Origin of the sequence: Mesorhizobium kowhaii, from assembly GCF_042431665.1 — a bacterium.
GTDB classification, from domain to species: domain Bacteria; phylum Pseudomonadota; class Alphaproteobacteria; order Rhizobiales; family Rhizobiaceae; genus Mesorhizobium; species Mesorhizobium kowhaii.
The window spans coordinates 1-11,890 of sequence record NZ_JBHLYT010000023.1 but is presented as its reverse complement, the minus strand read 5'-3'; the positions used below and the strand labels follow the sequence as shown (position 1 = coordinate 11,890).

The 11,890-nt window shown below is 60.7% G+C and carries 9 protein-coding genes, 1 tRNA gene and 1 pseudogene; 5 read left to right on the top strand and 6 right to left on the bottom strand.

Features of this window, described 5'->3' with window-relative positions; translation table 11 throughout:
• Nucleotides 1-70: 70 nt before the first annotated feature.
• The gene (locus tag ACFFNA_RS15520) at nucleotides 71-1,111 is read right to left on the bottom strand and encodes an ABC transporter substrate-binding protein (protein WP_378919541.1); all 1,041 of its coding nucleotides are present in this window, start codon (nucleotides 1,109-1,111) and stop codon (nucleotides 71-73) included.
• A 237-nt stretch (nucleotides 1,112-1,348) separates the two neighbouring features.
• On the opposite strand from ACFFNA_RS15520, the gene ACFFNA_RS15515 reads away from it, so the two are divergent.
• The gene (locus ACFFNA_RS15515) at nucleotides 1,349-2,050 is read left to right on the top strand and encodes a GntR family transcriptional regulator (protein WP_378919539.1); all 702 of its coding nucleotides are present in this window, start codon (nucleotides 1,349-1,351) and stop codon (nucleotides 2,048-2,050) included.
• A 666-nt stretch (nucleotides 2,051-2,716) separates the two neighbouring features.
• Here the strand turns inward: ACFFNA_RS15515 and ACFFNA_RS15510 are convergent.
• A pseudogene (locus tag ACFFNA_RS15510) lies at nucleotides 2,717-2,980 on the bottom strand (SDR family NAD(P)-dependent oxidoreductase); the annotation flags it as partial.
• 204 nt (nucleotides 2,981-3,184) lie between these two features.
• On the opposite strand from ACFFNA_RS15510, the gene ACFFNA_RS15505 reads away from it, so the two are divergent.
• The gene (locus tag ACFFNA_RS15505) at nucleotides 3,185-4,921 is read left to right on the top strand and encodes a tetratricopeptide repeat protein (RefSeq protein ID WP_378919537.1); all 1,737 of its coding nucleotides are present in this window, start codon (nucleotides 3,185-3,187) and stop codon (nucleotides 4,919-4,921) included.
• Nucleotides 4,922-5,091: 170 nt separating this feature from the next.
• Here ACFFNA_RS15505 and ACFFNA_RS15500 read toward each other — a convergent pair.
• From ACFFNA_RS15500 to ACFFNA_RS15485, 4 genes are all read right to left on the bottom strand, one after another.
• Nucleotides 5,092-5,168, bottom strand: a tRNA-Arg gene (locus tag ACFFNA_RS15500).
• Nucleotides 5,169-5,246: 78 nt separating this feature from the next.
• Nucleotides 5,247-6,011, bottom strand: coding sequence for an SDR family NAD(P)-dependent oxidoreductase (locus ACFFNA_RS15495; RefSeq protein ID WP_378919535.1), 765 nt, complete (start codon nucleotides 6,009-6,011; stop codon nucleotides 5,247-5,249).
• 277 nt (nucleotides 6,012-6,288) lie between these two features.
• The gene (locus ACFFNA_RS15490) at nucleotides 6,289-7,080 is read right to left on the bottom strand and encodes a class I SAM-dependent methyltransferase (RefSeq protein ID WP_378919533.1); all 792 of its coding nucleotides are present in this window, start codon (nucleotides 7,078-7,080) and stop codon (nucleotides 6,289-6,291) included.
• Between the two features lie 239 nt (nucleotides 7,081-7,319).
• Complete coding sequence (locus tag ACFFNA_RS15485; RefSeq protein ID WP_378919531.1) at nucleotides 7,320-8,225, bottom strand: LysR substrate-binding domain-containing protein; 906 nt, start codon at nucleotides 8,223-8,225, stop codon at nucleotides 7,320-7,322.
• A gap of 204 nt (nucleotides 8,226-8,429) precedes the next feature.
• Between ACFFNA_RS15485 and ACFFNA_RS15480 the strand changes: the two genes are divergently transcribed.
• The 3 genes from ACFFNA_RS15480 (at nucleotide 8,430) to ACFFNA_RS15470 (ending at nucleotide 11,803) form a co-directional block, all read left to right on the top strand.
• Nucleotides 8,430-9,728 carry an FAD-binding oxidoreductase gene (locus ACFFNA_RS15480; protein WP_378919529.1) on the top strand — a complete coding sequence of 433 codons (1,299 nt, stop codon included), beginning with the start codon at nucleotides 8,430-8,432 and terminating at the stop codon, nucleotides 9,726-9,728.
• 21 nt (nucleotides 9,729-9,749) lie between these two features.
• Entirely contained in the window at nucleotides 9,750-10,931 is a 1,182-nt protein-coding gene (locus tag ACFFNA_RS15475) for an MFS transporter (RefSeq protein ID WP_378919527.1), read from the top strand.
• A gap of 122 nt (nucleotides 10,932-11,053) precedes the next feature.
• Entirely contained in the window at nucleotides 11,054-11,803 is a 750-nt protein-coding gene (locus tag ACFFNA_RS15470) for a transporter substrate-binding domain-containing protein (RefSeq protein WP_378919525.1), read from the top strand.
• Nucleotides 11,804-11,890 lie beyond the last annotated feature (87 nt).

Below are 11,890 nucleotides of genomic sequence, written 5' to 3'. Positions count from 1 at the left end.
CTGGGCTGAGGCGGCGGAAGCAGGGCGAGCGGTTGCGCCGCCCTGCCGTGGTTTGGGTTGCGGCCGCAGCCTATTGCTGGATCAGATTGTTGAATTTTTCCGTCGCCTCGACCAGCGTGTCGCGCCAGAACTCGGCGTCCTGCAGCACCTGCGTCTTGACGTTTTCGGGCGACGAATTGATGTCCTTGATCCTGTCCTGCGGGATCTTGCCGGTCTCGAAAGCCTTTTCGTTCACCGGTCCGTTGTCGACATAGAGCGGCAGATTGGCCTGCAGCTGCGGGCTGACGAACATCGCCAGCGCCTTCATCGCGGCATCCTTGTTCTTGGCGCCCTTGGGAATGACCATGCAGTCGGCGGTGAGAACACCCTGGTCGAACGAGAAGCTGACCGGCGCGCCTTCCTTCTTCAAGGTACCGGCGCGGCCGTTCCAGATGCTCGCCATGTCGACTTCGCCGTCCTTGACCAGCTGCATGGCCTGGGCGCCGGAGGTCCACCAGGCATCGACATGGCCACGGATCTTGTCGACGGATTTCAGCGCGCCGTCGATATCGACCGGATAGACCTTGTCGATCGGAATGCCTTCGGCCAGTGCCGCGACGCTCAGCGTTTCGGTCGCCTGGCTGCCGCTCAGCGCACGCCGTCCCGGAAACTTCTCGACGTTCCAGAAATCGGCCCAAGTCTTCGGCCCTTTGTCGCCAAAGACATCGGTTCGATAGATGAGCACGACCGACGTGTAGGAAATGCCGACCCAGTCGTCATGGACCAGCTTGGGGTTGATGCCGCTCTTGTCGATGATGCCATAGTCGAGTTTTTCGAACAGGCCTTCCTTCGAGCCGCGCGCGCATTCGTCGGCGCCAAGCTCGGTGATGTCCCATTTGACGGCATTGCCGGTCACCTGCAGCCGGACGTCGTCGAGGCCATTGGTGGTGTCTTCCTTGATGGTGATGCCGAGCGCATCGGCGGTCGGCTTGAAGAACGCCTTAGTCTGCGCCTCCTGATAGGTGCCGCCCCATGAGGCGACGGTGATGGTATCGCCCGCCATGGCGGGGGCTGCGAGCGAGGCCATGAGGCCCGCTATCGCAACGACGCTAACGTTTCTGATCCTGTTCATTTTCGGCTCTCCAACCGGTGTTCCCATTATTTTTGATTTCGCATGCTATTTTGTATACAATTTTGAGTGTAACCTAGCGATCGATGTTGTCAACAGCGGCCGGCGCGATCGAATTCATGCGTGTCGAGCGGACAAGCTGGTGAGGGGATGGCTTCGCCGGGGCGTGGCAAATTGCGCCGACTGCGACTACAGCTATGCGTGTTCCGGCTGGAAAACCGGAGAACTGGGAACGGGACCTTGGCCAAGGAAACCAAAAATACGCTGCGCGACTCGGTCTACTCCTCGCTCAAGGCGATGATCGTGACCGGCCAGATTCCGCCGGGCTCGCGTGTCACCGAGAACGACATCGCGGTGAAGCTGAATGTCAGCCGCACGCCGGTGCGCGAGGCTTTCAACCGCCTCGAGCGCGACGGCCTGGTCACCGGCAGGCCACGCCAGGGCTATGTCGTCACCGAGTTCGACATCAACATGTTCCGCGAGGCTTTCGAGATCCGCGAGCTGCTCGACGGCCATGCGACCGAACTGGCGGCGGCCGCCGCGACGGAACAGGACAAGGCGCGGCTGCGCGCCATGCTGGCCGAGTGCGAGCGACTGGCCGCCATTCCGGATCGCACCACCAGGGAGAAATTCCAGGAGCTCGAGGTCGGCATCGACCTGCATCGCGTCATTGCCGAAATCAGCGGCAATGTGATGCTGCACGGCATGCTGTGCGGCATCCTCGACAAGTGCCAGCACTATGTCTGGACCGAATTGTTGTGGCTGGACGAATGGAAGATCGCCCGCGACGAGCATGCCGAAATCGTCGACGCCATCTGTGCCGGCGACGCCAGCCGAGCCGGCACCCTCGCTCGCGCCCATGTGCGGGGATCCCGCGACAATGTGCTGCGCCTGCTGCAGGCCAAGTCGGACTATCAGAATTTCCTCGCCAAGGCGTCCTGAACACGCCGGCTGACGGGATGAAACGCCCGGCAGGCTTGGCACGCCCGAAGAAATTCGAACGCCTTAGCGGCCGGCGCCTATCATGGGCTGAGTTCTATGCGCTGCGGCCGGCCAACGATAACGGGCGGAGGGGTACGGCCGGCGGGGCCGGCTGCATTCGGCCGCTGGAATGACATGACAGCCAGTCGCGTCCTGGTTTTCCAAATCGGCACGAGGTGCCAGTGGCTCCTGCTTAGCGACGAATATGGATCCGGCTGGCGTCCTCGCCGATCGAAGTGGACCGCCAGGCCCTCGTTGACTGCGGCCAACACAGCGCACCGCTCAAGCTGATCGTCCGACAGCTCGCAATCAGGGACTTTATCTCGCACGGACTGAACTGCCGAAAAGGTCGAGATGATGCGTCCGGGAGCAGAGGAGTCGATATATCCAGCGATAGCGTCAGTGACGTCATCGGGAACAAGAAAGTTGAATTGGCGCGACGTGGTGGAAGCTACGATCCGACTAAGCATTTCGCCTGCTGAAAGCCCCAACGGACGCTATCGCCGCGAAGGGTATATCAGCAAGAACTAATGGGCATCGGTGGGGTGTTATGCACCGAATTCTAAGGACGAGGCTTGTCGAATGGACACGCTGCCTCGTTTCGTTCCGGCAAAGCGCCCCGGGCCTTCAGCCCTTGCGCTCCTGAAGGCTGTTGCCGCCATCGATCACCAGCAGGGCGCCGTTGACATAGCTGGCGCCTTCCGATGCCAGGAACACCACCGCCGCGGCCACTTCATCCGGTCGGCCGGCCCGCGCCGGCGGCGTATGCAGGGCCGCCATCCGCTCCATCTCGCTCGACGAACCCGTTTCGATCCAGCCGGGAGCCACGGCGTTGGCGGTGATGCCGTGTCTCGCCACTTCGAGCGCCAGCGTGCGGGTCAGGCCGACCATTATGATCTGAAGGGTCACAGCGGGCAAAGGTTCAAATCCTGCCCCCGCACTCGAGGCGCAAGCGGCGGGATCGTCGCCAACGTCGCAAGTGCGCCAATTCCGGACTTTTGCCTGTGATCCCGCCAAAGCAATATCTCGACTTTCAGACATCAAGAATAGTTCGTACAGTCTAACACTCCTCAGCGCATCGACTGTGGGATCGATATGGCGGAACAGCAGACGACGCGCCGGCTATCAGCCATCCTCGCAGCCGACGTTGTCGGTTACTCCAGCATGATGGGAATCGACGAGGCGGGTACCGTTGCGGCGCTGCGGGAGGTTTGGCAGGAGACCTTCAATCCCGCTGTCACCGCGCGTCACGGCCGCATCGTAAAGATGATGGGAGACGGAGCGCTAGTCGAATTTCCAAGTGTGGTGAGCGCTGTGGAATGCGCAGCGGCGATCCAGCGTGCGATGGGGCAGCGCAAACTCGTCGCTGGCGCCCCAATTCAGTTCCGCATCGGCATCAATCTTGGCGACATCATCGTTGAGGGCGATGACATTTTAGGTGAGGGCGTGAACATCGCGGCGCGGATTGAGGCCATCGCCAAGCCCGGTGGCGTGTCGGTGTCCGCTTCTGTTCGGGAAAATGTCGGCAACAAGCTCGAACTGGCTTTCGAGGATACCGGCGAGCACAGCCTTAAGAATATTGAGCAGCCGATACGCGTGTACAATGTCCTTTTGGACGCTACGCTGCCCAAGACCGCCGCCATGGTGCGCGCTTCGGGGACGCGGACTAAAGGCAGCGTAGCCGTGCTGCCCTTCTCCAACATGGGAGGAGACCCGGAGCAGGATTACTTCGCTGAAGGCATTGCGGAAGACATTCTGACCGAGCTTTCGCGCTTCCGGGATCTGTTCGTGATTGCCCGAAATTCATCTTTTTCATTCAAGGGAAAGGGCCTTGACACTCCGGAAATCTCAAGGGCACTGAATGTCGAATATATCGTGACCGGTGGCGTGAGGCGCATCGGCAAACGGGTCCGCGTGGCGGCACAACTTGTTCATAGCCCCACTGGTCAGGAACTCTGGGCCGAACGCTATGATCGCGAACTTGAAGATATCTTCCTCGTCCAAGACGAGGTTGTCCGGACCATCGTAGTCACGCTCGAATCCCGGTTGGGGATGGATATCGCCAACAACGCCGCAAGCCGAAATACACCGAGTCTGGCCGCCTATGAATGTGTTCAACTGGCAAAAAAGTATGCAGCCTTGCACGATGCTTCACGTGCAATGCCTTATGTAGAACGAGCGCTCGAACTAGACGCAGACTACGCCGCTGCCCATACAGTGCGAGCGGTCACCTGCTATGTGAAGTACCTTGAAAACTTCCAAGCCGATGCGCTTGACGAAATGGAAGCTGCAGCCCGAACGGCCGTCGCGTTGGATAACGGCGCTTCGGAAGGCCATGCGTTACTTGGCATGGCGTTGACTTCCAAGCGGCAATACGACTTGGCAGGCGCTCATCTGGAGCGAGCCGTCAGCCTCAATCCGGCCGATACCCTTGCCTTGGCTTATCGTGCAGAATGGCTTCTTCGTAACGGCGATCCCGCCAGCGCGCTGTCGGCCATGGATCAGCTACTTATGCGCGACCCCATCCCGCCGACTTGGCACTGGGAAATCCGGGCTTTGGCTCTGCTCATGTCGAGACGATATCAAGAAGCGATCCTCGCATTCTCCCGGCAAGTCCGCCAATTCTGGTACATTCACGCATATCTGGCGATCTGCCATGCGCGGCTAGGTCGGTCCGACGAGGCACGAGCGGATATCAACAAACTCGTATCGCTGAGGCCCGATACGACAATCGGGCACGTCTTACTCGATATTCTTGTCGATGAGTTTCGGCGAGAGGAAGACCGCGATTTTCTGACCCAAGGGCTACGGCTCGCCGGACTGCCTGAGTAGCGATGCCAAGGCTGGCGACCATTCGCAATGTCGTCTTAGGGTCAAACCTTCCCACGGCGCCGTCTTAGGTGGACTATTTTCGCTGGTATTGGATGGGCGCCCGAACAGTTCTCTCTTCTGTTCGGGCGCATTTTTGCGAAAACGGTTTCAAGTCGAGCAGTTCGCAAGTTTGGCGCGCCCGAAGAGCTTCGAACTCCTGACCCCCAGATTCGTAGTCTGGTGCTCTATCCAGTTGAGCTACGGGCGCGCAACGGGGCCATGCTTTCCATGACCCCGCGATCCGATCGTGAACGACCGGTCGTTCCGGCGAAGCACCTTTGGGCCTTCAGCCCTTGCGCTCCTGGAGGCTATTGCCGCCATCGACCACCAGCAGGGCGCCGTTGACATAGCTGGCGCCTTCCGATGCCAGGAACACTACCGCTGCGGCCACTTCATCCGGTCGGCCGGCCCGCGCCGACGGCGTATGCAGGGCCGCCATCCGCTCCATCTCGCTCGACGAACCCGTTTCAATCCAGCCGGGAGCCACGGCGTTGGCGGTGATGCCGTGTCTCGCCAATTCGAGCGCCAGCGTGCGGGTCAGCCCGACCATGCCGGCCTTGGCGGCGGAATAGGCGGCCGTGCCTTCGAAAGACACCAGCGGCCCGGTGACCGACGCCACATTGACGATGCGCCCGTAGCCCGCTTCGACCATCGCCGGCAGAAACGCACGGGTGACCAGAAACGCGGTCTTCAGGCTGACGTCGATGCCTTGGTCCCAGTCGGCCTCGGTCATAGAGAGGAACGCCTTGTCGACCGATGGCGATGCCAGCGAACCCATGCCGGCATTGTTGACCAGGATATCGACGGCGCCGACGCTCGCCCGCAGCAGCGCGACGTCGGCAGCGATGGTGAGATCGGCGACCGCGGCAGTGGCATCGATGCCTTCGACGCAAAGCTCGGCGGCGCGATCGAGCACACGCGCGCTGGCGCCGGTGAGAACAACGGCATGGCCGGCACGGCCGAGCTGCCGCGCAATGGCAAAGCCGATGCCGTCGGCGGCCCCGGCCCCGGTGATCAAAGCGCGCTTGATGCTGGTAGGGGGATGGGTCAAATCAGGCTCCGCTGGTTTCCGCCTGTCCGCGCAGTCGGACAGCAGCGGTCGCAATCAACGAACCATAATCCATGAATGGTTTTGGCGCGCCACGGCCGATGAAGATGGGCGCTACTCCTTCGCGATTCTCCTATGATGCCGCAGCCCGCGATGCGCTCCAATCGGTAAGTCTGCGACGCTCTGCGATCTTGCACGGCGCATCGTGGACCTCCCCGATATCGCAGGTGGTCCGGTAACCCCTCTACAGCGGTCACCTTCTGAAATAGACGTCGGTCGTTTACTTCCGTCCGCTGGCAAACCTGAACTCCACCTCGATTTCAATCGGTCCGACTCTGTCACCGACATCGCTTCGGACCTGCTCGCGGATCAGATGGCGCAGGGTTTCCGGAAGCGCCACGAATGCCTCCCCGGCGGAGCCCCAACCCCGCTCAATGTGCTCGAAGTAAGCGTCGAACGATTCCACCGGGAAGCGATGCGAGTGCGTCGATATTTCAATGTCCTCGAAGCCGGCATCCTCGAAGAGGCTTCGCAATCGTGTTTCATCCCCAAGTGAGAACAGGCGAGCGGCGGCGGGCGCGAGGCTTGGCACATGGCGCGCAATCATCACGTGAATTCGAGTGTTATAGGAGCGCTCTGGAACCGTGTTAACGGACACCGCGACGCGGCCGCCCCGACGAAGCACTCGACGAAATTCGCCAATTCCCGACGCCGGATCCGGGAAAAACATCAATCCCAGGCTGCACAGCACGGTATCGAAACTACCATCGGGGAAGCTCAATGCTTGGCCGTCTTCTACCCTGACCGCGACATTTGATACTTCTCCCAAGCGCCGCCGTGCCTGGTCCACCATGTTGGGCGAAAGGTCTGCGGCTGTCACGTGGCCGTCTGGCCCAACAGCGGCAAGAGCCGCATTGGCGATGAGACCAGTGCCCGTTGCGATATCGAGTACCCGTTGGCCAACCGCTACACGTCCGGCCCGAAGCAGGTAAGGGATGAAATGCGTCGACACGCGGGCAAACCCTTGATCGTAGCCGCCTGCAGCCGTGCTGGTGTACTTGATCTCGGCCATGCTCTGATCCCACTGCCAAGAGTAACCTCACCACCAATGCTACCACGGTACAGCGCGCGACGCTCACTCCAACGTCGTCCGCTTCGCGCGGTGGGCTCAACCGGTGAACGCAACACACTAGTCTTTTCTGAAAGGTGGAGTGTGAGCCATGAAGCAGCGACGTCGCATTTATCTTCGCTGCCATGGTCCCATCCTCTTAAGAGCCAAGCCTGGCGCGCCTCATCCCAGGTTCGACAGTCTCATGCGACGGTTCTCATCCACGCCAGGAAGGCCTCTATCACCGCGGATCTCGGACTGTGGGGCATCCATACGATATAAAAACTGTAGCCCGGCAAGGACAACTGATGCGCTTTGACGAGCGAGCCGTTTTCCAGTTCACGGCCAACCACGACGTCACTACAGATCGCAATGCCTTGCCCGGCGACAACCGCATCGATCGCATGCAGTTCCTCGCGGAAGCTCAAATCCCAAGCTTTGTGCGGGATTAGGTCTGGATCGATTGAACGGGCCGTCGCTAGCCACCGGGGCCAGGTGGGAGCGTCCGGATCCCGATTCATCCAGTCAAAATGGATCAACGGATAACGCAGGAGATCAGCAGCACGCTCAATCGTTCGCCCGTCGCTTGCCAATAGTCGGGGACTGCAAATGGGAAAGAAGGAATCGCGACATATCTCCTGCGTGGCAAAGCCCAAAGGCGGGCGACGTGTGTAGCGGATCGCCACATCTGCGGCGCCAGCGCGTAGATCGAGTACTGCGTCCGTCCCGATGATATCCAGTGGTACGGCCGGGTTGGCCTCTCGCCATTTCGGCAACCGAGGCACCAGCCATCGACTCGCGAAAGCGTTTGGGCTTGTCACCCGCAATGGCGCTTGAAAATCCGGCTCGGCGACTGCTGCAAGGGAGCCAGACAGAAGACCAAAGCCGTTGCGGAGGATAGGAAACAGTCGCGCTCCCGCACCCGTCAGCACCAGCGGGCGCGGTCGGCGCTGGAACAGCTTGCGACCGCATATCTCTTCCAACAAGCGGACTTGGTGGCTGATCGCTGTCGGCGTCACGCAGAGTTCCGCCGCTGCGGTCTTGAAGCTGCCGTGCCGAGCGGCGGCCTCGAAGGCGTGTAAAGCGCGGAGGGGCGGACAGTTTCTCATGCCGGCAGAGTAGATGAATTCCTCTCATCTAGCAGCTAAGAATTTCGCTTTTGCAGAAGGTTGCGTCTCTGTGAGACCATAGTCCTGCCAGAACCGAGGGCGATACCGATGGAGATTCCACGACAGACCGAAGCGCTATTGGGCCGCTCCCATTCTCCGAGTGCGGCGATCGAACAGCTACGGCAAGGCTTACGGGGCGAACTGGTGTTGCCGACGGACGCTACCTACGACCAGGCGCGCGGGGTCTGGAACGGGGCGATCGACAAACGCCCTGCTGCAATTGCCTTTTGCGCCGATCCTGATGACGTCGTCCATGCCGTGACCTATGCCAGGTCACAAGGCTGTCTCGTGGCAGTTCGCAGCGGCGGCCACAACGTCGCCGGTCTGTCCGTCTGCGACGATGGGATGGTGATCGATCTATCCCGCATGAAGAAGATCGCAGTCGATCCCGAGCGCCGAATTGCCAGGGCCGAAGCTGGTCTGAGCCTCGGCGAGTTCGACGCAGCCACGCAGGCCCACGGCCTTGCGACGACCATGGGCGTCAACAGCGACACTGGTATTGCCGGCCTCACGCTCGGTGGAGGCTTCGGCAAGCTCGGACGAAAGCACGGCCTGAGCTGCGATAATTTGATCGCGGCTGAAATTGTCACGGCCGGCGGACGGCTGTTGCGAACAAGCGCCAGCGAGCATCCCGAACTGTTCTGGGCCTTGCGAGGGGGCGGGGGCAATTTCGGCATAGTGACGGCGTTCGAATACCGGCTGCACCCGCTCGGCCCGACCCTTCTCGTAGGCTCGGTGCTTCACGCCTACAATCAGGCGCGCGAGGCCATGCGGTTTTACGACAAATTCTCCCGTGACGCCCCGGACGAGGTGAGCGTCGATGCCGCTCTCGTCACGCTGCCCTCGGGCGACCGAGCCTTCAGCATCTCGGTTTGCCATGTCGGGTCACCCGAAGCGGGCGAACCTGTCATCGCGCCGCTGATGAAATTCGGATCCCCCATCGAAAGCCGCCTTCAGGCCGTTCCTTATCTTCAGATTCAATCGGCGGGCGATAGCCTCTTTCCACGCGGGCGACGCTATTACTGGAAGGCGCAGTTCCTGCGTGAGATCAGCGACGGCGCGATCGACGCGCTGCTCGACAGTTACGCGAAGGCTCCCAATCACTCGTCCCTGCTGGTTTTCCAGCAAGTCGGCGGAGCCATCGCCCGTGTGCCTGCGTCACACTCGCCCTACGCCAATCGCGATGCGGCCTTTGACTGCTTTCCGATCGCTGTCTGGGACAATCCGGTCGATGATGAGGTGAATATCCGTTGGGCACGTGACCTGTGGAATGCGGTCAGGCCATTCTCCACCGGCGGTGTCTATGCCAACAATCTTGGTGATGAGGGTGACGAGCGCGTGCGTGATGCTTACGGTGGCAATTATGCACGCCTCGCCGCGATCAAGAAGCAATACGACCCAACCAATTTCTTCCGACTGAACCAGAATATCAGGCCCGAATAGTTCGGAATATCAGGGGGAACCGTGCGCAGTCGCTGGACGATCCTTGCTGTCCTGTTTGTCGCCCGCGCCGCGATGGCTTTTCAGTTTCAGAGCGTCGGCGCCGTCGCGCCTCTTATCAGCGATGGCGTCGGTGCGAGCCTAGCCGACATCGGCATTCTAATCGGCCTCTATCTTGCACCGGGAGTGGCATTGGCCCTGCCTGGCGCGACCATCGGCCAGCGCTATGGCGACAAGGCGACCGTTCTCGTCGGCCTCCTGATGATGCTGGCGGGTGAAATGCTGATGGCTGCATCGCCGTTCTGGAGCCTGCAGATCGGCGGCCGATTGATAAGCGGCACTGGCGGCGTTCTCCTGAACGTCCTGATGACCAAGATGGTCGCCGACTGGTTTGCCGGCCGGGAAATCGCAACCGCCATGGCCATCTACATCAACTCGTGGCCAGCGGGCATCGCTATCGCTCTCATGCTGCTGCCGGCAATCGGAACGACATTCGGGGTGACCGCCGTGGGCATTGCCGTTTCGGTCCTGGTCATCGTCGGCATCGGCCTGATGACCTTCATCTATCGCACCCCGGAAGTATCGCCCGCCGGTGGCGTCGAACGCTCGGGCATTTCGGCCGGGACAACCTATGCCCTCATCGCCGCCGGCCTGATCTGGTGCCTCTACAATGTCGGCTTTGCAATGGTCTTCAGCTTCGGTCCGTCGATGCTCGTCGAGCGCGGGTGGCCCAACTCTGCGGCGGGATCGACGATCAGCGTCGTGCTTTGGCTGGCCACGCTTTCGGTCCCCCTGGGTGGCTTCCTGACGGATCGAACCAAACGCAGCGGAGCGGTTCTCGCCACCGGTTGTGTGGGCTTTGCATTCCTGATGCTTCTTCTGTCGCGAAGCGGACCAGTGCTGCCCCTCATCATTGCCATGGGGATCGCAGGCGGCTTGCCTGCCGGCGCGATCATGAGCTTGCCGCCGCGCGTGCTCAATCAGAAGACGCGCTCGATCGGGATGGGGGTGTTCTACACCGTCTACTATGCCGGCATGCTGGCTGGGCCGGCGATCGGCGGCAAACTTGCAACCTGGGCCGGCACAGCGGCCGCCGCGCTCGATTTCGGCGCTGCCGCGCTCCTCCTTTGCCCTCTCCTCCACTGGTCATTCCACCGGATCAGCCGCCTCCCAGAGGCACGGCTTACACGAGACGCGACATCTTAGTCATCGCCTCGCCAAGTGCTGTCGTCTTCGATTTTGCCATGTGCGAGAGCAACGCCGTACTAGAATGCGGACCAGTTACTGATTTCACAAAGGTCAATAGGTGACAATCAGAGGGGAGCGCAATGACGAGCGGAACGGACATTCTTGATGCCGTCGTCATCGGTGCCGGTTGGGCGGGGCTAGGCGTCAGTCATGCGCTGACGCAGCGCGGCTTGCGTCATAGAGTGCTGGAGCGAGGTCGCATCGACACAGATCGCTTCGCTGTCTCCTCCCAAGCTAGACGGTATCTATCGGAAACGGGACACAAATTCAGGATTTCAGATCGCACACCCATGAAGCTTGTTATAGATCGGGTAGGCGCGTTCTCTCAGGCCATTGTCTCGAGAAAGGCCGGAGGGGACGATTTCGTCAATGCTTCCGCGGGCGGGAACTCTTTCATGTCAAGGAACGCTCTCTGCGTAGCCCTGTTATTCAGCCTGCTGGCCGTAAGCAGTCCACTTGCGCAGGAAACGCCTCAAGCCAAACAGCCAGTCAGCGTCGGCCTCTATCTCAGCCCGCCATTTGTCATACAGGAGCAAGGTAGGTTCACCGGAATGGCGGTCGAACTCTGGGAGTCGATCGCGGCATCGCTGGGCTTGCAAAGCCAGTACCGCCCCTACCCAACGGTGAGTCCCCTGATCGACGCCGCGGCAAACGGCGAGATCGACGTTGCCGTCACCAATCTCACCATTACACAAGGCCGGGCGCAGCGGATCGATTTCATTCATCCGTGGTTCGATGCCGGACAGAGGATCATGGTCAACGAGCATCAAGGCACAGGATTCCTGGATGTTATGGCGGGTTTAAGGGACGCAGGTGTTGATTGCCACTGAGAACTGACCCGGCAACCCAGGATATTTCCACCGAGAATTGACCCATGTTTGAACCTTGCCCTGCGTGTTTTCAGCGGGGGCTACGGA

What these genes read in the sequence shown, in the direction of transcription:
- ACFFNA_RS15490 (WP_378919533.1), bottom strand. Translation starts at nt 7,080, where the DNA reads ATGGCCGAGATCAAGTACACCAGCACGGCTGCAGGCGGCTACGATCAA.
- ACFFNA_RS15485 (WP_378919531.1), bottom strand. Translation starts at nt 8,225, where the DNA reads ATGAGAAACTGTCCGCCCCTCCGCGCTTTACACGCCTTCGAGGCCGCC.
- ACFFNA_RS15470 (WP_378919525.1), top strand. Translation starts at nt 11,054, where the DNA reads ATGACGAGCGGAACGGACATTCTTGATGCCGTCGTCATCGGTGCCGGT.
- ACFFNA_RS15505 (WP_378919537.1), top strand. Translation starts at nt 3,185, where the DNA reads ATGGCGGAACAGCAGACGACGCGCCGGCTATCAGCCATCCTCGCAGCC.
- ACFFNA_RS15520 (WP_378919541.1), bottom strand. Translation starts at nt 1,111, where the DNA reads ATGAACAGGATCAGAAACGTTAGCGTCGTTGCGATAGCGGGCCTCATG.